Annotated in this window: 15 protein-coding genes and 2 tRNA genes; 7 read left to right on the forward strand and 10 right to left on the reverse strand. The window is 63.7% G+C overall.

The genetic code is table 11. The features are described from left to right. Positions 1-53 precede the first annotated feature (53 nt). The gene (locus KM135_RS09750; protein ID WP_221713802.1) at positions 54-1,502 is read left to right on the forward strand and encodes a sigma-54-dependent transcriptional regulator; all 1,449 of its coding nucleotides are present in this window, start codon (positions 54-56) and stop codon (positions 1,500-1,502) included. A 57-nt stretch (positions 1,503-1,559) separates the two neighbouring features. Here KM135_RS09750 and KM135_RS09755 read toward each other — a convergent pair whose 3' ends face one another. The 3 genes from KM135_RS09755 to KM135_RS09765 form a co-directional block, all read right to left on the reverse strand. Then, positions 1,560-2,150: a PEPxxWA-CTERM sorting domain-containing protein gene (locus KM135_RS09755; RefSeq protein WP_221713803.1), complete on the reverse strand. Its 591-nt coding sequence runs from the start codon at positions 2,148-2,150 to the stop codon at positions 1,560-1,562. A gap of 134 nt (positions 2,151-2,284) precedes the next feature. After that, complete coding sequence (gene parE / locus KM135_RS09760) at positions 2,285-4,264, reverse strand: DNA topoisomerase IV subunit B (protein WP_221713804.1); 1,980 nt, start codon at positions 4,262-4,264, stop codon at positions 2,285-2,287. Between the two features lie 122 nt (positions 4,265-4,386). After that, positions 4,387-5,088: a GcrA family cell cycle regulator gene (locus KM135_RS09765; RefSeq protein ID WP_221713805.1), complete on the reverse strand. Its 702-nt coding sequence runs from the start codon at positions 5,086-5,088 to the stop codon at positions 4,387-4,389. Positions 5,089-5,256: 168 nt separating this feature from the next. Between KM135_RS09765 and KM135_RS09770 the strand changes: the two genes are divergently transcribed. Beyond that, entirely contained in the window at positions 5,257-6,099 is an 843-nt protein-coding gene (locus KM135_RS09770; RefSeq protein ID WP_246605875.1) for an ABC transporter permease, read from the forward strand. A gap of 21 nt (positions 6,100-6,120) precedes the next feature. On the opposite strand, the gene hspQ is transcribed toward KM135_RS09770, so the two are convergent. Beyond that, on the reverse strand, positions 6,121-6,519 hold the full coding sequence (hspQ, locus tag KM135_RS09775; RefSeq protein ID WP_221713806.1) for a heat shock protein HspQ: 399 nt from the start codon (positions 6,517-6,519) through the stop codon (positions 6,121-6,123). A 145-nt stretch (positions 6,520-6,664) separates the two neighbouring features. Here hspQ and KM135_RS09780 point away from each other — a divergent pair. Then, positions 6,665-6,754, forward strand: a tRNA-Ser gene (locus KM135_RS09780). 45 nt (positions 6,755-6,799) lie between these two features. Here KM135_RS09780 and KM135_RS09785 read toward each other — a convergent pair. Beyond that, positions 6,800-7,699, reverse strand: coding sequence for a LysR family transcriptional regulator (locus KM135_RS09785; RefSeq protein ID WP_221713807.1), 900 nt, complete (start codon positions 7,697-7,699; stop codon positions 6,800-6,802). 127 nt (positions 7,700-7,826) lie between these two features. Here KM135_RS09785 and KM135_RS09790 point away from each other — a divergent pair, with 127 nt between their 5' ends. Next, positions 7,827-8,231 (forward strand): nuclear transport factor 2 family protein, encoded by a 405-nt coding sequence (locus KM135_RS09790; RefSeq protein WP_221713808.1) that lies wholly within the window; start codon positions 7,827-7,829, stop codon positions 8,229-8,231. A 144-nt stretch (positions 8,232-8,375) separates the two neighbouring features. Here KM135_RS09790 and KM135_RS09795 read toward each other — a convergent pair whose 3' ends face one another. The 3 genes from KM135_RS09795 to KM135_RS09805 form a co-directional block, all read right to left on the reverse strand. After that, positions 8,376-13,706 carry a choice-of-anchor D domain-containing protein gene (locus tag KM135_RS09795; protein ID WP_221713809.1) on the reverse strand — a complete coding sequence of 1,777 codons (5,331 nt, stop codon included), beginning with the start codon at positions 13,704-13,706 and terminating at the stop codon, positions 8,376-8,378. Between the two features lie 233 nt (positions 13,707-13,939). After that, on the reverse strand, positions 13,940-14,716 hold the full coding sequence (locus KM135_RS09800; RefSeq protein WP_221713810.1) for an enoyl-CoA hydratase-related protein: 777 nt from the start codon (positions 14,714-14,716) through the stop codon (positions 13,940-13,942). Positions 14,717-14,785: 69 nt separating this feature from the next. Beyond that, on the reverse strand, positions 14,786-16,150 hold the full coding sequence (locus KM135_RS09805) for a sulfatase family protein (RefSeq protein ID WP_221713811.1): 1,365 nt from the start codon (positions 16,148-16,150) through the stop codon (positions 14,786-14,788). Positions 16,151-16,306: 156 nt separating this feature from the next. On the opposite strand from KM135_RS09805, the gene KM135_RS09810 reads away from it, so the two are divergent. Further along, positions 16,307-16,927, forward strand: a complete 621-nt coding sequence (locus KM135_RS09810; protein WP_221713812.1) for a TetR/AcrR family transcriptional regulator — start codon at positions 16,307-16,309, stop codon at positions 16,925-16,927. On the opposite strand, the gene hslU is transcribed toward KM135_RS09810, so the two are convergent. Then, entirely contained in the window at positions 16,924-18,225 is a 1,302-nt protein-coding gene (hslU, locus tag KM135_RS09815; protein WP_221713813.1) for an ATP-dependent protease ATPase subunit HslU, read from the reverse strand. The two genes, KM135_RS09810 and hslU, sit on opposite strands and share 4 nt — an antisense overlap. 96 nt (positions 18,226-18,321) lie before the next feature. Continuing rightward, positions 18,322-18,888 (reverse strand): ATP-dependent protease subunit HslV, encoded by a 567-nt coding sequence (gene hslV, locus KM135_RS09820; RefSeq protein WP_221713814.1) that lies wholly within the window; start codon positions 18,886-18,888, stop codon positions 18,322-18,324. Between the two features lie 114 nt (positions 18,889-19,002). Here hslV and KM135_RS09825 point away from each other — a divergent pair, with 114 nt between their 5' ends. Together KM135_RS09825 and KM135_RS09830 are read left to right on the forward strand one after the other, a co-directional pair. Beyond that, positions 19,003-21,030, forward strand: a complete 2,028-nt coding sequence (locus tag KM135_RS09825) for an amidohydrolase family protein (RefSeq protein WP_221713815.1) — start codon at positions 19,003-19,005, stop codon at positions 21,028-21,030. A 96-nt stretch (positions 21,031-21,126) separates the two neighbouring features. Beyond that, a tRNA-Val gene (locus tag KM135_RS09830) sits at positions 21,127-21,201 on the forward strand. Positions 21,202-21,602: the final 401 nt, after the last annotated feature.

Here is a 21,602-nt window from a genome sequence, read left to right on the forward strand (position 1 = left end):
GTCTTTACCCGCCTCCTTTATCACATCGACCGGGGACGTGCGGGAATTCGATAATGAGCGATGCGGAAAATCCACTTCTTCTGCTGGTGGACGATGAACCGGCTCAGCGCCGTCTGAACATCGCCATGGCCAACCGGGCCGGGTGGCGGACGATCTGCGCGAGCAGCGCGGACGAAGCGCTTTCCGTACTCGGTACGCGCGAAGGCATGCGCCTGTCCGCCGTCGTCGTGGACGACTGGACGCAGGGCCTCGAAGCGACCGCACTGATCAGCGACATTCGCGAGCGCCGCCCGAACCTGCCCGTGCTGGTGCTGACCGCGAACGGATCGGCCGCAAAGGCCGTCGAGGCGATGCGCGCGGGCGCGCATGACTTCCTCATCAAGCCGATCGCGCCAGATAGTTTCCTTGCCGCCCTGCAGACTGTGCTCCGCAATCCCGGAGCATCCGGCGAATTGCGACCGCTCACCGAGAAAATCCGCGCGCCGCTCGGCTTCGAGGAGATTGTCGGCTCCTCGCCGACCTTCCGCGCTGCGCTCGCCATTGCCGCAAAAGCGGCGCGGGCGCGGGTGCCGATCCTCATCGAGGGCGAGAGCGGCGTCGGGAAGGAAGTGATTGCCCATGCCATCCACGCCGCGAGTCCGCGCTCGCGGCTGCCAATGCTCACGGTCAACTGCGGCGCGATTCCCGCCAATCTCGTCGAATCGGACCTGTTCGGCCATGAGCGCGGCGCGTTCACCGGTGCGTTCGATCGGCACATCGGCAAGTTCATGACCGCCAATGGCGGCACCATCTTCCTCGACGAAATCAGCGAATTGCCGCTGGAAGCCCAGGTCAAGCTCCTGCGCGTGCTCCAGGACGGCGAGATCCAGCCAGTCGGTGCCCGCATGCCGAGTCAGGTCGACGTGCGTGTCATCGCCGCGACGAACAAGCGCCTGATCGACGAGGTCGAGGCCGGCCGTTTCCGTGAGGACCTCTATTATCGCCTGAACGTCGTGCAGCTCACGATCCCGCCGCTGCGCGAGCGCGTCGGCGATATTCCGGCGCTGGCGCGCCACCTGCTCGATCGTATTGCCTCGCAGCCCGGCCTGCACAGCCTCGGCATCACCAATGAGGCGATCAACCTGCTCACGCGGCATGATTGGCCGGGCAATGTCCGCCAGCTCCATAACACGCTTTTCCGTGCCGCCGTGCTCTGCGAGGGCGACGCGCTGACGGCAGCGGATTTCCCCCAGCTGTCCGGCCAGATCCTCTCGGGCGAACGTCCCGCGCAGTCCAAGGGCATGACGCCGATGGTCCGCAATGCGCAGGAAAACGGGATCGGTGTGACGCTCTACGAAGCGAGCGGCCATCTGCGCTCGCTCTCCGACATCGAAGCGGACGTCATTCGCCTCGCGATCGGCCATTATCGTGGCCGCATGACCGAAGTGGCGCGGCGGCTCGGCATCGGGCGCTCGACTTTGTACCGCAAGCTCGCCGAGCTGGGCATCGACACCGCGGCCTGACACGAAAAGGGGCGACACAAGGTGCCGCCCCGAATTCACTTTGCTACTATGTGCTGATCAGGCGAAGCTGACCTGCGTCCGCCGACGGCGCATCGCAGCGCCGACCACCGCCATGCCGCCGATCATCATCGCCCAGCTGGCCGGCTCCGGAACCGCACCGGCGCCCACATCGAACGTGAAGTTGTCGTAGACGATGCCCGCGCCGTCATCGTCCGAGAACTCGATTTTGACGATGTCGCTCAGCGCGCCGAAGCTGTACGTCTTCAGCGTGCTGAAGGTGCCGTTGAGCGCGAACGTGCCGCCGACGCTGCCGCCGCCGCCGAAGAACACGGTGTAGAAGATCGTGCTCGCGGCGTCGTCACCGGCAGCCTGGAAGGACAGGTTCGAAACCGGCGAAGAGAAATCGACGGTCAGATCCGCGTCGCAGCTGCCCGTGTAGGTGCAAAGATCCTTGCCGATGCCGGCGCCGCCGACATAGAGGAGGCCCGAGGACGACGTGAAGGTCGCTTCCGGATAAACGACGGGGCCAGCCGGCTGGACGCCGAAAGCGAGGTCCTCGAAGTCGATGACCACGGCGCTCGCCGAGGTGGCCGAGGCCAGAGCAACCAGTGACGAGGCGGCAACGGCCGCAAGCTTGAGATAGCGCATAAGAACTCCCACGATTTTCCCACGTCCGCGCCGAGATGACGTTACGATTCCCTCGCGCGGGCGATGATGATCTTATGCAGAAAGTTAACCAAAGTCCATGTGCCGAAAAGGGACGCCGTCGCGCCTCATAGGCATCAGGCGTCGATCACCTCTTCGTCCACCTGCGCCGCATTCTCCTGAATGAAGGCAAAGCGGTGGGCTGGGTTGGTGCCCATCAGCCGATCGACCAGATCCTTGACGCCGGCACGCTCCTCATATTCCTGCGGCAAGGTGATGCGGATCATCGCGCGCTTGGCCGGGTCCATGGTGGTTTCGCGCAGCTGCTGCGGGTTCATCTCGCCGAGGCCCTTGAAGCGGCTGACCTCGACCTTCTTGCCCTTGAACTCGCTGGCGAGCAGCGCCTCGCGCATCTCGTCATTGGCAGCATAGACGCTCTTGCCACCCGACACGAGGCGATAGAGCGGCGGCTGCGCGAGGTAGAGATGCCCGCGCCGGACAAGGTCGGGCATTTCCTGGAAGAAGAAGGTCATGAGCAAGGTCGCGATGTGCGCGCCGTCGACGTCGGCATCGGTCATGATGACGATGCGTTCGTAGCGCAGATTGTCCGGATTGCAGTCCTTGCGGGTGCCGCAACCGATCGCGAGGATCAGATCGGCGATTTCCTGATTGGCGAGGATCTTGGCGCTGGTCGCGGAGGCCACGTTGAGGATCTTGCCGCGGATCGGCAGGATGGCCTGCGTCTTGCGGTCGCGCGCCTGCTTGGCGCTGCCGCCGGCGCTGTCGCCCTCGACGATGAACAGCTCCGTGCCGTCCGGATCGTCGGCCGAGCAGTCCGTGAGCTTGCCGGGCAGACGCAGCTTGCGGCCTGACGTCGCCGTCTTGCGCTTGATTTCCTTCTCCTGCTTGCGGCGCAGGCGCTCGTCCATCCGCTCAAGCACATGGCCGAGCAACGCTTTGCCGCGATCCATATTGTCGGCGAGGAAATGGTCGAAATGGTCGCGCATGGCCGCTTCGACCAGACGTGCGGCTTCCGGAGAAGTCAGGCGATCCTTGGTCTGGCTCTGGAATTGCGGTTCGCGGATGAAGACGCTGAGCATCAGCTCGCAGCCGGACATGATGTCGTCCGTCTGGATGTCCTTGGCCTTTTTCTGACCGACCAGATCGCCGAACGCGCGGATGCCCTTGGTGAGCGCAGCCCGAAGCCCCGCTTCATGCGTACCGCCGTCGGGCGTGGGGATGGTGTTGCAATACCAGCTCGTCGAGCCGTCCGACCAGAGCGGCCAGGCGACGGCCCATTCGACCCGGCCGGCGCCGTCCGGGAAGTCCTGCGTGCCGCGGAAGAACTCGGCCGTGGCGCATTCGCGGGTGCCGAGCTGTTCGCGCAGATGATCGGAGAGGCCGCCCGGGAACTGGAAGACGGCTTCGGCCGGCGTGTCGTCCGTGATGACCTCGGGATCGCATTTCCAGCGGATCTCGACACCGGCAAAGAGATAGGCCTTGGAGCGCGCAAGCCGGTGCAGGCGCGCGGGCTTGAACTTCAGTTCGTGGAAGATCTCGCTGTCGGGCGTGAAGCTGACGGTCGTGCCGCGCCGGTTCGGCGCCGCGCCGACCTTTTCGAGCGGGCCGAGGGCATGGCCTTGCGAGAAGCGCTGGCGATAAAGCTCGCGGTTCAGCGCGATCTCGACCTCGGTATCGATCGAGAGGGCATTGACCACGCTGATGCCGACGCCGTGCAGACCACCCGACGTCTCATAGGCCTTGCCGGAGAATTTGCCGCCCGAGTGCAGCGTCGTGAAGATGACTTCCAGCGCCGACTTGCCGGGGAATTTCGGATGCGGATCGACCGGGATGCCGCGGCCATTGTCCACGATCGTCAGCCGATTGCCCGCCGAGAGCGTGACTTCGATGCGGGTCGCATGGCCTGCCACGGCCTCGTCCATCGCATTGTCGAGCACTTCGGAGGCGAGATGATGCAGCGCCCGCTCATCGGTGCCGCCGATATACATGCCGGGACGGCGCCGAACGGGTTCCAGCCCTTCCAGGACCTCGATCGAGGAGGCGTCGTAGGTATCGGTGGTGCGGCTGCCGGTATTCTGGAAAAGATCGTCTGACATGGACAAGCTATACGGGCAGGGGAGTCAGCCGCGCAAGTGGAGACCGTGCGCGCTTTGTTCGCGCCGACCGTGCAAGGCAAAAGAAAGCCGCCCGGAGGCGGCCTTCCTCTGAAATTTCGACCTCAGCGGACCCGTGGGCCGCCATAAGGCAGCGGCGGAGGCGGACGGCGGGTGCCGCGCGGGAGCTGGGCTTGATAGGCGCGGCCGCAATGCTCGACGCAATAGGGAAAGCCGGGATTCACCTTCTCGCCGCAGAAGTGGAAATCGGGTTCGCCAGGATGGCCGAGCGGCCATTTGCAGATCTTCTCGTTGAGATCGAGCAGGCTGGTCTTGCCGGCAATCTCGGCGCTCGGCTTGGCCGGCACGAGGCGGCGCGGCGGGGCAGGCGGGATCGGCTGCTGCATCTCGCCCGGACCCTGACGCAGAAAGCCGCCGGGACCGACCGAGACGATGCGCGGCTGCGGCGCGGCGGGCGCGGCGCTCTCCGTGCTGGATGAGGCGGTCTGCGGAGCCGGCGCGGGGCGCGGCTCCGCGGGCGCAGCGGCAGGCTTTGGCTGCGGCTTGGCGATGCGCGGTTCGTCGCTCGCGCTGTTGTCAGGCTTGGCCGGCGCCGGCGTCTTGCGCGCGGCGGGGGTGGCGGCAGGCTTGGCGCTGGCTTCGGTCGCCTTGACCGGGGAAGGGCGCGCCTGCAGGCCGAGGCGATGCGCCTTGCCGATCACGGCGTTGCGGCTGACGCCGCCCAGTTCGTCGGCGATCTGGCTCGCGGTCATGCCGCGTTCCCACATCTGCCTCAATTGCTCGATGCGTTCGTCTGTCCAGGACATCGGGATTCCTTCGTGTGATGGGCGCCATATGGGCATGCGACTCGGAAAGGTCAAATGAGCAGTGCGTGTTTTGCGACCCTTTCGGGCCATATTCGCTTGGCTGAGAGCCATTGATGCTCGGCACGCGACGCTATAGGGCGCGAGGCACGCGACAGGGGGCGATCATCCATGACCCAGACCAACATGCAGAGCACCGATTCCAGCCTCATCCGGCATGAGCCGGGCGTCCCCGTGATCCGCAACATCAACTGGGCCGGCATGTATGCTCTCTACATGAAGGAAGTGCGGCGCTTCATGAAGGTGCAACTCCAGACGGTCTGGGCGCCCGCACTCACCACCTTGCTGTTCCTGGTGATCTTCACGGTGGCGCTGGGCCGTGGCGGGCTGGAGGTGATGGGCGTTCCGTTCGCCGATTTCGTGGCGCCGGGCCTCATCATCATGGGCATGATCCAGAACAGCTTCCAGAACTCGACCAGCGCACTGCTGGCAGCCAAGGTCGGCGGCACGATCGTCGATTATCTGATGCCGCCGCTCTCATCCGGCGAACTGCTGTTGGCGCTCATCGCCTCGTCGGTCACACGCTCTGTCTTCGTGGGCGCCGCCATCTGGGGTGCCATGCTGTTCTGGCCGGGCGTGCATGTCATGCCGCATCATCTCTGGGCGGTGATCTTCTTCGGGCTGGCGGGCTCCGCGATGCTGGCGTCGCTCGGCATCCTCACCGCCATCTGGGCGGAAAAGTTCGACCATGCGGCGGCTGTCGGCAATTTCCTCGTGGCGCCGCTCTCGTTGCTCTCGGGCACTTTCTATTCGATGGACCACGTTTCGCCGATCTTCCGGGCGATCAGCCATGCCAATCCGTTCTTTTATGCCATTTCCGGCTTCCGGTACGGATTTCTGGCAGAGGCCGATTCGCCGATCCTCATCGGCATTTTGGTCATGATCGGGCTGAACGTGGCGCTTGCCGGCGTCTGCTACGTAGCGCTCAAACAGGGCTGGAAGATCAAGGCCTGACCGCCGTGCTCCGGCGCAGAGTCAGTGCCAGCGCTGGGGATCGAGCGCGTAGCGGCCATCGGCCTGCTGCTCGAACAGCGCCTCGATCGCCGGATGATCGATCGGATCGCCGGTCTCGTCGCCAATCAGGTTCTGCTGGCTGACATAGGCGACATAGCTCGATTCGCCGTTGTCCGCGAAGAGATGGTAGAACGGCTGGTCGCGCGCAGGCCGCATGGCGGCCGGAATCGCTTCGTACCATTCCTCGCTATTGGCGAAAACCGGATCGATATCGAAGATCAGGCCCCGAAAGCCGAACATCCTGTGTCGCACCATGTCCCCGATGCGGAAGCGCGCATGCGCCACGCGCGGCGCGACGACCGGAAGCGCGGCCAATCCGGTGGAAGGACTTGTGGTTTTGCGGTTTCTCGGCTGATCCATGACACAAGATTTAGTGTGCGTTTGGGCAAGTGCAAGATTCGACTTTGAAGCGCTTGGCAAAGCCGGGATCATCCGCTAACAGCGCGCGCTCAGCATTTCGCAAGACTTGGCCTTTAAGGCCGACGAACGCACCGAATGCCTCTGCGGAGAGGTGGCTGAGTGGTCGAAAGCACCGCACTCGAAATGCGGCGTGCCCTCGCGGGTACCGTGGGTTCGAATCCCACCCTCTCCGCCACTTCCCTTTCTGGACGAGGCCACCTGATCTCTCAGGATCGCGACCTTAGCTGGCATGTGCCGCCTTCGCGGTTGTGGCTGGACTGAATTTCTCGATCAGTATCTCGATCAGCGTCCGCACCTTTCGCGGTGGCAGTCTGCCAGGAGGACGGAGCACGAACAGGCCAGCCTCCGGGGGCGGATAGTCGGTCAGCACAGGCACCAAAGCGCCGGACGCAATGTGGGGGTCTGTCAGATAATCGGGCTCCATGCCTATGCCTATGCCGGCTAATGCGGCCGCAATCAGCGCTTCGCCACTATTGCCTTTGAAGCGGCCATGCACGCTCATGCTTGTCGGTTTGCCGTCCCTCATAAATCGCCACGGTTCGTTCCCTTCCATCAGCGCTTCGTGATTCACGAGGTCTTCCGGCCTCTGCGGCGCGCCATGCTCTTCGATGTAGCCCGGGCTTGCGACGAACTTTCCAGATATTGTCGCGATCCGCCGGGCAACCAAGCTTGAATCGGAGAGATAGCCTGCTCGAATGGCCACATCGAAACCCTCGGTGACGAGATCGACGATGCGATCCGTGTAGACAGTGTGAACGTGCAAACGAGGGTGTCGGCGCGCCAATTCGGCCAGGACAGGTCCCAGATACATCGGTCCGAGCGACAAGGGGGCGGAAATACGCAGGCGGCCGCGCACATCCCCATCGGGCGATATCGCATCGCGTGCCGCTTCCAGCTCCCCGGTAATGCGCAACGCATGTTCGCGGAAAGTCGAACCTTCTTCCGTGAGCGAGGCACCTCGCGTCGAGCGAGACAGGAGCTGCGCGCCAAGTTCCTGTTCCAGCCGCGCCACGCATCGGCTCACCATCGATTTGGAAATCCCCAGACGGCGCGCGGCGGGCGTGACCCCGCCGGTATCGGCGACCTCGAGAAAGATACGCAGGTCATCAAGGTCGAACATCCATGCGTTCCTCAAATTGCAACACGAAGGCGCATCTAGCAGAGCTAGTGGATCGATTTCAAGAATGCCAATGGTGCATCCAGAGGTAGTCAGGCGATGGTCGCCATGGCCTCACGGGAGAATGATCATGACGACCAATGTCAGCGAAATGAACAAGCAGATCGCGCTCGATGCTTACGCCGCACTGAAGGCCGGCGACGTGCCGAGCTACTTCAATGCGATGGCGGAGGAAGTGACGGTCACCTACTTCGGCAGTCACCGTTTCTCGCGCACATTTGCCGGCAAGTCGGACATTATGGAGAACTTCATTCCGCCTTTGCTTGATCGGCTTGAAGGCCCGATCAAGATCACGGTGACGAACGCGATCGCGGAGGGGGATCAGGTCTTCGTTGAAGCGCAGGGTGAATCCCGCACAACGGACGGGCTCGACTACAACAATCTCTACGGCATCGTTCTCAGGATGAAGGACGGCAAGATCGTGGAGATTCGCGAGTATATGGACACGGAGCTCACGAAGAACATCTTCGGTTGACCGGAAACGTGACTGACTGCGGGGTCCCGATTTCCGGCGATCGCCGGTCAGCTTCGTCAGAAGCCGGGATTCCGCAATCGGTGTCGGTGCATCAGGCTTGTGCCCGATGCGCCGACCGTCTTCTTCCGCCCCACGCGGAGAAACCTAGCTGAACCGGATCGCGACCTTGCGGCGGCGGGCCAGCGTGCCGACCACGCCGAAGCCCAGGATCATCATTGCCCAGGTTGACGGTTCCGGGACCGCGCCGGCGCCACCACCGCCACCTTGGATCTGCGCGTTGATCGTCACCTTGATCGGCGTCAACGCCAGGTCAGAGAGGCCCGGATAGCGGCTGTAGCCGTTGAAGGTCAGCGTCGTGCTGTAGGTGCCGGCGCCGAGGCCCGCGGTGTTGATCCGCAGGAAGTTGCCGACATTGCTCGCGCCGCCCGCCACATCGCTGAAGATATTGCCCGCGAAGCTGAAGGGATTGCTGCCGGCGAGCGCGAAGGCGCCGCCCAGCACTTCCGAGAAGAGGGCGCCGCTATTGCCGTTCAGCACGCCCAGATCGACCGTGAAGAAGCCGCTGTCGCTGGTGAGCGTGCCGAAGTTCAGCGTATAGGCGCTGCCGCTGCCGCCAAACGCCCCGTCGCCGCCATTCTTGAACAGCGAGGCGGTGGCCAGTTCGGTCACCGTGCCGGAGAATGTGACCGTCTGCGCGCCGAGCGAGAGGTCGCTCATCTCGGCATTGTGCGAGGCGAAGTTCAGCGATCCGGCGCCGGAGACGACGCCCGCAACCGCCGTATCCAGTGTGAAGATGGCCTGGTTCGACTGACCGGCATTGAGTGCGCCGGGTGTGGAGGCAGAGACACCGGCGGGTATGGCGCCGGCCGTGGTGAGGAGCTGGTCCGTCAGTGCGCCAACCGCATTGTTCGTCACATTGAGGCCCAGGCTCGGATCGGCGCTGCCCTGGCGAACCGTGCCGAAGTTCACTGAATTGCCGCTGAGGCCAGCCACCGCCGCCGCATAGACATTACCGGTGACGTTGATCGTCTGGCCAGCCAGCGCGAGGTCGTCGAGTGTGCTGCCCGCAACCGCCAGCGAGGTATTGGCGATGCTGATTACATTGGCGAAGGCACCGGCCGCGCCCGTGCCCAGCGAGAGGGTCACCGGCGTGCTGTTGCCCGCCTCGACCGTCGTGCTGAGCGCGGAGAGGCCGTTCATGCGGAACGGGCCGCCGACACTGGCTTCGGCGAGCAGCGCCTCGTTGAAGCCCGGCGTGACCGGGGCGACATTGCTGATGTCGAACAGGCTGCTCGCGCTCGCTCCCCCGACGCGGCGGGCCTGAAGCGCGATGGTCGCGGGCAGGCTGCCGGCCTGCGCGACCTGATAGATATTGCCCTCGATCTGGAGCGTCTGATCAGCGACATTGTCGAAATTGTTGACCACGTCGATCGTCTGACCGTTCAGCGTGCCGGCGTGGTCGCCCGTGTAGCTGATCGTGATGTCCGTCGATCCACCATTGGGGTTCAGTACCCAATTCTGGCTGGAGAGCTGGATGCTCGGTGCATTGTCGTTCTGGACGGCGCCGCGCAGGATGGTCTCGAGGCCGTTGTTGGTGATGGTGAGGATCGTCGAGCTGGAGCCGCCGGTACGCACGTCGCCCACATTCAGCACGCCGCCCGAAAGCGCCGGGCCGGAAAGGTCCATCGTTGCACTGGACGCGAACAGCAGGCCGGAGCCCGCCACGCCGCCATGGGCGTCGAACGCATTGCCCGAGCCGAAGGAGGCATTCTGATAGTCGCTTGTCACCGTGACGTTGCGCGTGCCGATGTCGAGTGATCCGCCGTTCGTCAGGAAGCCCGCCGTCGAGTTGCCAGCCGCGGCCGACAGGTCGAGCGTCGCGCCGGAGAGCGAGCGGATCGTGCCGGTCGTGCCGGTGATCGCACGGGTGGCCAGCGTGCCGCCGACCGCCTCGACGATGCCGCTGTTGGCGATCGCCAGCGAGATGGTGCCGAAGCCGGTGGTGAGGCCGCTATTGGTGAAGCTCGATGCACCGAAGATGCCGCCGCTGAGCTGGAGCACGCCTGCGTTAGAGAAGGCGCCGCCGCCCGCGACGATGCTCATTGAGCGTCCGTCGCGCAGTTCCAGGCGGCCGGACTGGGCGATGCCGGTGAGCGAACTGTCAAGCGCTGTGTTCACGCCGCTGCCGAAGTTCGTGACGTTTAGCACCGAGGCGATGCCTGAGAGCCTCACGATCGTGTCGGTGCCGGCAACGCCGGTGCCGATGGTCGCTATGCTGGCGGCGCCGGTGCCGCGCAGGTTGAGCGTGCTTGCCGCGCCCGTCGTCGAGGAGATGTAGGTGCCGAGGCTCAGCACATTGCCGCCGAGCAGATTGGTGAGGTTGGAGTCGCCGTTCATGACGAACGTGCTGCCAGCGCCGATCGCGGCCAACGTGCCGGCTGCGTCATTGTCATAACGGCCGCCTTCGAGCGCGAGCGTGCTGCCACCGAAAGCGCGGATAGTACCGGTGTTGTAAAGGCCGGCATTGGTGCTGGGGCCAACGCCGTTGCCGGCTCCGACGCCGCCATTGCCGCCGGAAACATCGATGCTGATGCCGCCGCCGACAACATCGCCACTGATCAGGCCTTCATTGACGATCAGCGTCTGGTTGAGGCCGAACTGACCGGAACCGCGGATCGCCTGCCCGGAGCCGACGGTCACCTTGCCGCTGTAGATGCGGGCATGGCCCGTACTGTTGTCGAGCACGATGCTGCCGCTGCCGGCGATGGTCACGGCGGCGCCCTCGGTGATCAGGTCGGCATTGTGGCCGATAGTCGTCGTGCCGTTGTTGGTGAAGAGCGTGTTGAGCCGCAGATTGTCGCTGTCGACAGCGAGATTGCTCCCTGCGCTCAGCGTGACGTTCTGAAGATATTGGTTGGCATTGAATGCCTTGATGAGGCTGCCGGCGTCCGTCACCAGTGTGACGTTGAGCAGCCGGGCGTCATTGTTGAGGTTGATCGAAGAGCCGCCCAACGCACGGAAGATGCCGCCCTCGTAGAGACCGCCCTCGAAGGAGACGCTGCTGGCATTGCCGGCCTCGACGACGCCGTTGTTGAGCATGCCCGAGTTCGCGTTCGTGCCCACGCCGTTGCCGACTCCCACGCCGCCATTGCCACCGGCGGCATCGATGGAGAGATTGCCGCCATTGCTGATCGAGAAGATGCCGTTGTTGGTGAGGATCGTCTGGTTGAGGCCGAGCTGTCCCGAGCCGGTGAGCGACAGATTGCTGCCGAACATGATGTGGCCGCCATAGATGCGGGCATAGCCGGTCGAATTGTCGAGCTGGAACACGCCGTTGCCGCTTAGCGTGAGCAGGCCGCCTTCGTTGATCACGTCGGCGTTATGGCCGATGGTCATGAGGCCGTTGTTCACGAAGCTGGTGTTGAGGCGCAGATTGTCGCTGTCGATGTCGAGATGGCTGCCGGAAGAAAGGGTCACCTCCTGCAGATACTGGTTGGCTCCATGGGCCTTGATGACGCCGGTGCCGACCGTGGTCAGCGCTCCGCCGACGATACGGACATCATTGTTGAGATTGATCGACGAGCCGGTGAGCGCGCGGAAGATGCCTCCAGCGTTGTTCTCGTACCGCCCGCCCTCGAAAGAGAGGACACTGCCGCCCGTCGATTCGATGATGCTGTTGTTGAGCAGGCCGGAATTCTGGTTCACGCCGACGCCATTGCCGACACCCACGCCGCCATTGCCGCCCGAGGCGTCGATCGACAGGGTCGTGCCTGCATTGGCGGAGAAGACGTTGTTGATGACCAGGATCGTCTGATTGAGGCCAAGCTGGCCCGAGCCCTGCAGGGTCTGGCCGGCGCCGAAGGTGATCGTGCCGCCGTACATGCGGGCATTGCCGGCGCTGTTGTCCATGACGATGGTGCCGGATCCGGCAATCGTCAGCAAGCCGCCTTCGTTGATGATGTCGGCATTGTGACCGGCCGTTACCGTGCCGTTGTTGGTGAACAAAGTATTGAGCCGCAGATTGCTGGCGTCGATGTCGAGGCGGCTGCCGCCCGACAGGATCACATTCTGGAGATACTGGTTGGCACCATGCGCGTTGATGATGCTCGTGCCGTCGCTGGTCAGGGTCGTGCTGAACATGCGCGCGTCGTTGCGCAGCGCGATGGTGGACCCGCCCAGTGCGCGGAAGATGCCGCCTTCGTAGAGGCCGCCCTCGAAATACAGCGTGCTGCCACCGATGACGCTCATGATGCCGCTGTTCAGCATGCCGGAATTGCCATTGGTGCCGACGCCATTGCCCGCGCCCACGCCGCCATTGCCGCCCGAGACATCCAGAGAGATGCCACCGCCTCCCCCGAAGCTCAGCGTACCGTTGTTGGTGAGAATGGTCTGGTTGATGCCGACATTGCCCGAGCCGTTGATCGCGTGGTTGCTCGCGAAGGTAATGCTGCTGGCGTATAGCCGCGCATTGCCACTGCTGTTGTCGAGCTGGATCGACCCGGTGCCGCTGATCGAGAGCGGTCCTTCCGCGATGATGTCGCTATTGACGCTGGCGTTCAGCGTTCCGTTGTTCACGAAGCTGCCGTTCAGTCGCAGATTGGCGCTGACCACGTCGATCGTGCTGGCCGCCGAGAGCGTCGTGTTCGTCAGATAGGCATTCACGCCATTGGCGCTGACTACCCCGGTTCCGGTCGAGCTCAGCGTGCCGCCGACAATGCGGCTGTCATTGCCCAGGCGGACGACCGAGCCGTTGAGCGCGCGAATGAGGCCGCCGGGACCATTCTCATAGAGGCCACCTTCGAATGACAGCGTGCCGCCGCCGGTCGCTTCGAGGATGTCGCTATTGTAGAAGCCGGCATTGCCGTTCGTACCGAAGCCGTTGCCGGCGCCCACGCCGCCATTTCCGCCCGACGCATCGAGCGACAGCGTGCGACCGTTCACATTGGCCGAGAACAGGCCGGCGTTGGAAATGACCGTCTGATTGAGGCCGACATTGCCCGAGCCGCGAACGGTCTGGCCGCTGCCGAAGATGAAGCCGCCGCTGAAGATGCGGGCAGCGCCCAGCGTGTCGTCCAGAACGAAGGTGCCGGTGCCGCCGACCGTGACGACGCCGTTGTTGCTGCGCAGGTCGCCCGCATTGGCGAGCGTGATGATGCCATTGTTGGTGATCGACTGGTTCTGGATGAACAGGTTTGAGGCCGAGACATTGAGCGCGTTGGTCGCGCCGAGGGTCAGTGTGCCGGCAAAGGCGTTGATCCCGGACATGCTGACGATGCCGCCGACATTGATGATGGAGACATTGTCGCCGCCACCGGGCACGAAGCCGCAGGTCCAGTTACCGGCACTGTTCCAGACCCCGGCGCCTGCGTTCCAGGCGCAATCGGCCGAGACGGCGGGCGCGGACATCGTGCCGCAGGCGATGGCGATCGCCGAGATACCAAGGGTCAGATTGAACTTCTTGTCGAACGCACGCATTGGACCACTCCCACTTCGGTCGCTTTCCTCTTCGAACCGGCCCTGCCCGAGTAGGCGGAAGACGGCTTCTGTGAGTGAAAGCGCAAAGGGAGAGCGGACCGGGCCACGGCGGGCCAAGAAAGTTTACCGAATGTATACTTTTGGGACAGGCGTTCAGGTCAGCCCGGAAATCGGTTCGCGGCGCCGGATGCCTCAGCGATACCCAATGGGAGCTGAGTGCGAGGGAAGGGGCTTCAGCGCCCTTTCCAACTCGCCGCGCGCTTTTCGACAAAGGCGGCCATGCCTTCGGCCTTGTCCTCGGTGGAAAAGAGGATCTGGAAAAGGCGGCGCTCGGCCACGAGGCCCTGAGAGAGCGGCGCTTCGAACGCTAGGTTCACCAGCTCCTTGTTGGCGATGGCGCCGAGCGGCGGCATGGCAGCGATGGCTTCGGCGGTCTTGAGCGCTTCATCGAGCAATTCGCTCGCCGGGACGACGCGAGCGACGAGGCCGGCTCGTTCGGCCTCCTCGGCGCCCATCATGCGGCCGGTGAGGCACATTTCCATCGCCTTCGCCTTGCCGATCGCGCGCGTAAGCCGCTGCGAGCCGCCCATGCCCGGCGCAACGCCCAGCTTGATCTCGGGCTGGCCGAACTTCGCGGTATCGGCCGCGATGATGAAGTCCGCCATCATCGCAAGTTCGCAGCCGCCACCGAGCGCGAAGCCCGCAACCGCGGCGATCCACGGCTTGCGGGCGGTGCAGACGCGGCTCGTCCATTCGGAATAGAGTTCGGTCGCGTACATGTCGGCAGCCGACTTGTCGGACATTTCCTTGATGTCAGCGCCCGCCGCGAAGGCCTTTTCGCTGCCGGTCAGGACGAGGCAGCGCTGGCTCTCGTCCGCCTCATAAGCCGCCATGACGGCCATGATGTCGGCGAGAACCTGACTGTTGAGCGCATTGAGCGCCTGCGGCCGGTTGAGCGTGACCAAAGTGACCGCGCCGTGCTGTTCCACCAGGATCGTCTCGTAGCTCATGATCATCTGCTCCCTGCCGGCTGTGCCACGTAGGTAGCCGATCGGTTACGGCGGTGCAGCATCAAATGATCAATAGCGGTCCGGGACTTGACCCTGAATGTCCCAGCTATAACTGTCTTCCGGATAGGGAAGCATGGTCGCGGTCCACTCGGCATGGGCCTTCTTCATCGCTTCGAAGCGAGCAGGCTCGCGCTTTGCGAGATTGGCGCGCTCATGCTCGTCCTGCGCCAGATTGAAGAGATGCTCATGCCCGCCGAGGCGCAGATATTTCCAGTCGCCGTCGCGATGTGCAGCCTGGCCATTAGCCTTGTACATCCAGAACAGCTTGCGCGGGGCGCTGGCGCCGCCGAGCAACTGTGGCAGGACGCTCGTGCCGTCAGTCTGGAGGGAGGAGGCGCTGCCGCCCGCCGCCTCGAAGAAGGTCGGCATCCAGTCCATCGACATCGCCACCTGATCGCTCTCGCTCCCTGCGCGAATGCGCGCGGGCCAGCGCACCAGTACCGGCACGCGGATGCCGCCCTCCAGCAATTCGCCCTTCATGCCGGTCAGCGGCCAAACGTTGGAGAATCGCTCACCGCCATTGTCGCTGGTGAAGACGACGATGCTGTTCTCCGCCTCGCCAATGTCGGCGAGGGCCTGCAGCACCTTGCCGACGTTCCCATCGAGCGAGGAGAGCATCTTCTGGAAGGTTGCGATGCTGCCGCCATCATGATGCTGGATGTCCGAGAGTGACTGCGCGATCGCCATGTCCTCCGGCCCCTCCCACGGCCAATGCGGCGCGGTGAAATGCAGGCTCAGGAACAACGGTACATTGTCAGCCTTGGCTTCGCGAATCTCGCGGACAGCCCGGTCGCCCAGCTCGTCAGTAAGATAGCGGTGACCCTTCAGAACCTGGTCGCCATCGCGCAGGGCGGCGCTGTCGTTGCCGCCCTGGAGGAAGTAATCCTTCCCGCCGGAATAGAGCCCGAAGAAACGATCATAGCCGCTCTTGAGCGGGCCGAAGCGCGGTGCATCGCCCATGTGCCATTTGCCGACCAGCGCCGTGCGATAGCCCAGAGCCTTCAGATGGCGCGGCATGGTGGGAAGGGCGGGGTCGAGCCCGATCTTGTCCGAGTTCGCGGCGAGCGGCTCTTCCTGGCCGACACGAAACCGGTTCTGATAGCGACCGGTGATCAGGCCGACGCGGGTGGCGGTGCAGACGCAACTATTGGCATAGGCGTGTCGCAGCACGATGCCCTCTGCGCCGATGCGATCGATATTGGGCGTCTCATATACCTTGCCGAAACTGCCGAGGTCGCCATAACCCATGTCATCGGCCATGATGTAGATGATGTTTGGCTGTTTGGGGGAAGGCGCCGAGGCGGCACTGCCTCGTTGCGCAGCCAGCGCCGCTCCCGCACCCAGCGCTCCGCCCAACACTCCGCGCCTGGTCATGACCATGTTCGGCATCCTCCGTCGTTTTCCACCGAAAAATATGAATTTGTTTTCACATATGCTAGTGAGGCTTTTGTGCGGAGGCAAGGAGGAACAAGATGATGACCGGCGCGGGGGGATGGCCATGATCGATGCTGGCCGATAGGGAAGCGGACGATGGCAGCGCCGCTCAACCTCGACATACCGCAGCCGCAGCAATCGCGGAGCATGCGGACGCAGCAGGTGCTGATCGACGCGGGCCGCGCAATCCTGCGCGATACGCCGTGGGAAGCGGTTTCGATCGCGATGATCGCGCAAAAGGCCGAGCGTTCGGTCGGCGTGTTCTACCAGCGGTTCGGCAGCAAGGAGGACTTTCTGACAGTCCTCATCAATCTGTGGCTGGCGGAGGGCTACGCGCGGGTTGAGGAAGAGCGAGAACCAAGCAGTCCGCTTGCCGTGATCGAGCGAAATCTGAACGCGCTTTATGAGCGCATCCGCACCAATCGTTACTTCTGGCGGGCTGCGCTCCAGCGCGCCATGGACGATCCGGCGAGCTGGGAGCCATTTCGCCAGCTCGGCACGGCAATTCGCCAGAAGTTCGCCGACGAACTCGGCGCGGGCCTTGGGCGTCCGCTGGATGCTGCGGAACGGCACCGGCTCGATCTTGCGAGTCAGGTGTTCAACAGCGTCATCAACAATGCGCTGTTGAACGATCCGGGGCCGCTGCGGATCGATCAGCCCGAGTTCCTGCCGACCATCAAGCAAATCTTCCTGACGGTCGCGGCCCTGGATCTCTAAAGGATATATTTGCTGAGATCGGTGTCCTTGGCGATGCCGGAGAGCTGGCGATCGACATAGGCGGCATCGATGCGGATCGTCTCGCCTGCGCGCGTGTCTGCCTCGAAGCTTACATCCTCCAGCAGCTTTTCCATGACGGTCTGGAGACGGCGCGCGCCGATATTCTCGACCTGTTCGTTCACGCCGGCGGCGATCTTGGCGATGGCGCGGATGCCGTCCGGCTCCAGGCTGATCGTGACGCCTTCGGTGGCCAGCAGCGCGGCATATTGCTCGGGAAGCGACGCCTTGGTGTCGGAGAGGATCGCGACGAAATCTTCTTCGGTGAGACCCTTCAGTTCCACGCGGATCGGCAAGCGGCCCTGCAGCTCGGGCAACAGATCGCTCGGCTTGGCGACATGGAAGGCACCGCTCGCGATGAACAGGATATGGTCGGTCTTGAGTGGGCCATATTTGGTCGCGACGGTCGTGCCCTCGATAAGTGGCAGCAGGTCGCGCTGGACGCCTTCGCGGCTCACCGATCCGCCGCGCACGTCGCTGACCGCGATCTTGTCGATCTCGTCGAGGAACACGATGCCGTTCTGCTCGGCGCTCTGGATGGCGACGCGGGCGACATCGTCCTGATCGAGGCGCTTGTCCTGCTCCTCCTCGACCAGCTTGTCCCAGGCGTCGGCCACGCGCAGCTTGCGGCGCTTCTTCTGCTGCCCGCCCATCGCTTTCGACATCATGTCGGAGAGATTGATCATGCCGATATTGCCGCCCATGCCGGGGATCTCCATCGGCATGCCCGGTGCGTCGGCCACTTCGACCTCGACCTCGACGTCGTTCATCTGATTGGCTTCAATCTTCTGGCGGAAGGAGAGGCGGGTCGCCTCGCTGGCTTCCTTGCCGGTGAGCGCGTCGAGCAGGCGCTGCATCGCCGCTTCGGACGCCGCGCCGCGCACGGCCTCACGGCGGCGCTCTTTCTCGAGGCGCATGGCCTCTTCCACCAGATCGCGCACGATCTGCTCGACGTCGCGGCCGACATAGCCGACTTCGGTGAACTTGGTGGCCTCGACCTTGATGAAGGGGGCGTCGGCGAGCTTGGCGAGGCGGCGGCTGATCTCGGTCTTGCCGCAGCCCGTGGGGCCGATCATCAGGATATTCTTGGGCGTCACCTCATCGCGCAGTTCCGGCGCAAGCTTCTGACGGCGCCAGCGATTGCGCAGGGCGACGGCAACGGCGCGCTTGGCGTCGGCCTGGCCGATGATGTGCGCGTCGAGCGCGGAGACGATGGCTTTGGGGGTCAGGTTGTCGTTCATATGGTCACTTCAGATCCGTTCGTGCCGAGCGAAGTCGAGGCACGCTGAGGCTGTGCTGTCCGTCTCGACTTCGCTCGAGACGAACGGGGAGGGTGGTCAGCTTACCGAGTCCAATGTCTCGATGGTCAGGCTGTCATTGGTGTAGACACAAATCTCCGCCGCGATGCCCATCGCTTTGCGGGCGAGGGTCTCTGCATCGGACTCGTAATCCTTGAGCGCGCGGGCGGCGGAAAGGGCGTAATTGCCGCCGGAGCCGATTGCTGCGATGCCATGCAGCGGCTCCAGCACATCGCCATTGCCGGTGAGGATCAGGGTCGTCTCCTTGTCGGCGACGATCATCATCGCTTCGAGATTGCGGAGATATTTGTCGGTCCGCCAGTCCTTGGCGAGCTCGACCGCGGCACGCATCAGCTGGCCGTTGTGGCGCTCCAGCTTGGCTTCCAGGCGCTCGAACAGGGTGAAGGCGTCGGCGGTCGCGCCGGCGAACCCGCCGATGACGCTGCCGTCATGCAGGCGGCGTACCTTGCGGGCATTGGGCTTCATTACCGTCTGGCCCATCGAGACCTGGCCATCGCCGATGACGACGACCTTGCCGGAGGAACGAACGGAGAGAATGGTGGTGCCGTGCCAGACGGGCGTGGCGTGAGGGTCTTGAGCAGTCATGCGCCGCCATATGGGAGGCAGGAACTCGCGGCGCAAGCGTCCGCCGCCGTGGGAGCGGTACGGCGGCAAAATCCTGCTTTACAGGCGCGCGGGCCGCATGCTCTTGAAGCGTCCATGAAAACATCCCTGTTGCTGGCGCTCAGCCTCTCTGCTTCGCTCCTCCCCGCCGCCGCTCTGGCCAAGCAGGAGCGCTTCTCGGTCATCTACGGCCAGAAGACGGTCGGCCATCTGATCGCCGATACCGAAGGGGCGAAGACGTCGATCGACTTCGATTACAAGAATAACGGTCGCGGCCCGACGATGAAGGAGCAGCTTCAGGTCGACGCCAACGGCCTGCCGACGAGCTGGACGCTGACCGGCGCGACCACTTTCGGCAGCAAAGTCAGCGAAACGTTTTCGGCGAAAGGCGGAAAGTCGAGCTGGGTCGACTCGACCGGCAAGGGCAGCGCCGTCGTCAAGGAACGCGCTCTCTACGTGGCGCAGGCGGGCAGCCCGTGGGCGCTTGGGCTCTATGCGCGCGCTTTGCTCAAGCGCGAGGATCACCGGATGCCGGCGCTCCCCGGCGGCACGCTCGCGCTCGACAAGGTCGGTGATCTCAGCATCGCGGGCACCGCCGGCGCGACCACTGTCACGGCTTATGCACTGAGTGGCATCGACACGGCACCGAGCTATTTCGCGCTCGATGCCGATGGAGCGCTGTTCGCCTATATGACGCCCGATTTCGCGGTCGTTCGCGAAGGTTATGAGCAGGACGAAGCGAAGCTGCGCGCTTATGCCGAGAAACTCTCGACCGAGCGCTATGTCGACATCCAGCAGAAGACCGCGCATCGCTATGGTACGCCGGTCCGCATCCGCAATGTGCGGGTGTTCCAGCCGGTCAGCAAGACGTTGTCCGATCCCGTCTCTGTCGTCGTCAATGGCCGCACCATTGCCGCCGTCGAGCCGCTGGACAGCCCCGCGACGCCGGGCGAAGTGACGATCGACGGGGCAGGGGGCACGCTGCTCGCCGGCTTCAACGAGATGCACGGTCATATCGGCCAGGACGACGCGCTGCTGAACCTAATGGCCGGCATCACGACCGTCCGCGACATGGGCAATGACAATGCAGTGCTCGATACGCTGATCGACCGGATCGACGCCGGCACGATCGGCGGTCCGCGCATCGTGCGCAGCGGCTTCCTGGAAGGGAAGAGCCAGTTCAACGCGAACAACGGCATCGTCGTTGACGGCGAGGCGGCCGCGCTCGATGCCGTGCGCTGGTATGCGGCACGCGGCTATTGGCAGATCAAGGTCTATAACAGCATGAACTCGGCCTGGGTGCCGGCGGTCATCAAGGAAGCGCACCGGCTCGGCATGCGGGTCGCGGGTCATGTCCCGGCTTTCGCCACCGCCGATCAGATGATCGAGGCCGGCTATGACGAGATCACCCATATCAACCAGTTCATGCTGGGCTGGGTGATCCAGCCGAACGAGGACACGCGCACCTTGTTCCGTATCACCGCGCTCAAGCGGCTGCCCGCTCTCGACCTGAACGGCGAGAAAGCGCAGCGCACGATCGGCCTCATGGTGAGCCACAAGACCGCGATCGATCCGACCATCGGCATCCACGAGCTGGCGCTGCTTGGCCGCGACGGCAAGCCAATGCAAGGGTCGGTCGATTATATCGATCATATGCCGATCGGATCGCAGCGCAGCCTCAAGAAGGCGATGCTGGACACCTCCGCACCAGGCGACGACGCCGCCTATCGCGCTGCCTATGACAAGATCGTTGCGACCGTGAAGACGCTGAACGAGCGTGGTATCTTCATCGTGCCCGGCACCGATACGGGCGGGTCCTTCACCTATCATCGCGAGCTGGAGCTCATGCAGTCGATCGGCATGACGCCCGCCGATGTCCTTGCCCGCGCGACCTATGAAACAGCCCGCTATATGGGCCGCGACCAGACCCTGGGCTCGATCGAGAAGGGCAAGCTCGCCGACTTCATGCTGCTGCCCGGCGATCCGACCAAGGACCTCAAGGCGATCAAGAGCATCGCGCTCGTCGCCAAGGACGGGGTGTTCTATTATCCGGCCGAAATCTATCCCGCGTTCGGTATCCGGCCGTTTGCGGAGGCGCCCAAAGTCACGCTACCGGCCAAGTAAGGGCGTCCGAGCGCGCTGGCAGGCGGATCGATCCGCCCGACCCGCTTGACAGCGCGCCCCGCTCTCGTCAAAGCGCTCGCTCCGCGCGGAAGCGTCGGGCGCGTAGCTCAGTGGTAGAGCACACCCTTCACACGGGTGGGGTCGTAGGTTCAATCCCTACCGCGCCCACCATGTTTTTCAAGGCGTTAAGTGCCTTTAAGAATATGGCTCTCAGTCCTGCCCCACCGTATCCTCACCAGCAAGACCGATAAACCTTGAGCCGCCGCAATGGCAGGGATTGCGCGTGGGCCGTTTTCCGGCGATCGACATAGCGAAAGCCATGCCTGCTCCTTCCTGCATGGGCCTCACCAATTTTCGTTGATCGGCGAGGGGGTGCCCCCGGCGGGGGAGGGGTAAAATCGTCTATTTCATTCGGACTTCGAAATCCGCCTCTCGCGCGACATAAAAATTTTGAAATTGCGATGCCGTCATCTTTATCCATCGGCACGCATCCACCCCATTATTGATGCGTTTTCTGTTGCCATTTTGTTCGCGCTCGAACTAGCTATAGACTGAAGTTTGGCTAGGAGGAT

It is taken from the genome of Sphingobium xanthum, from assembly GCF_019737615.1.
In the GTDB taxonomy this organism is placed as follows: Bacteria; Pseudomonadota; Alphaproteobacteria; order Sphingomonadales; family Sphingomonadaceae; genus Sphingobium; species Sphingobium xanthum.

Coding starts and splice junctions, on each gene's coding strand:
- KM135_RS09805 (WP_221713811.1), bottom strand. CDS start 16,150: ATGACCAGGCGCGGAGTGTTGGGCGGAGCGCTGGGTGCGGGAGCGGCG.
- KM135_RS09825 (WP_221713815.1), top strand. CDS start 19,003: ATGAAAACATCCCTGTTGCTGGCGCTCAGCCTCTCTGCTTCGCTCCTC.
- KM135_RS09800 (WP_221713810.1), bottom strand. CDS start 14,716: ATGAGCTACGAGACGATCCTGGTGGAACAGCACGGCGCGGTCACTTTG.
- KM135_RS09785 (WP_221713807.1), bottom strand. CDS start 7,699: ATGTTCGACCTTGATGACCTGCGTATCTTTCTCGAGGTCGCCGATACC.
- hslU (WP_221713813.1), bottom strand. CDS start 18,225: ATGAACGACAACCTGACCCCCAAAGCCATCGTCTCCGCGCTCGACGCG.
- KM135_RS09770 (WP_246605875.1), top strand. CDS start 5,257: ATGACCCAGACCAACATGCAGAGCACCGATTCCAGCCTCATCCGGCAT.
- KM135_RS09750 (WP_221713802.1), top strand. CDS start 54: ATGAGCGATGCGGAAAATCCACTTCTTCTGCTGGTGGACGATGAACCG.
- KM135_RS09755 (WP_221713803.1), bottom strand. CDS start 2,150: ATGCGCTATCTCAAGCTTGCGGCCGTTGCCGCCTCGTCACTGGTTGCT.
- hspQ (WP_221713806.1), bottom strand. CDS start 6,519: ATGGATCAGCCGAGAAACCGCAAAACCACAAGTCCTTCCACCGGATTG.
- KM135_RS09790 (WP_221713808.1), top strand. CDS start 7,827: ATGACGACCAATGTCAGCGAAATGAACAAGCAGATCGCGCTCGATGCT.
- parE (WP_221713804.1), bottom strand. CDS start 4,264: ATGTCAGACGATCTTTTCCAGAATACCGGCAGCCGCACCACCGATACC.
- hslV (WP_221713814.1), bottom strand. CDS start 18,888: ATGACTGCTCAAGACCCTCACGCCACGCCCGTCTGGCACGGCACCACC.
- KM135_RS09795 (WP_221713809.1), bottom strand. CDS start 13,706: ATGCGTGCGTTCGACAAGAAGTTCAATCTGACCCTTGGTATCTCGGCG.
- KM135_RS09765 (WP_221713805.1), bottom strand. CDS start 5,088: ATGTCCTGGACAGACGAACGCATCGAGCAATTGAGGCAGATGTGGGAA.
- KM135_RS09810 (WP_221713812.1), top strand. CDS start 16,307: ATGGCAGCGCCGCTCAACCTCGACATACCGCAGCCGCAGCAATCGCGG.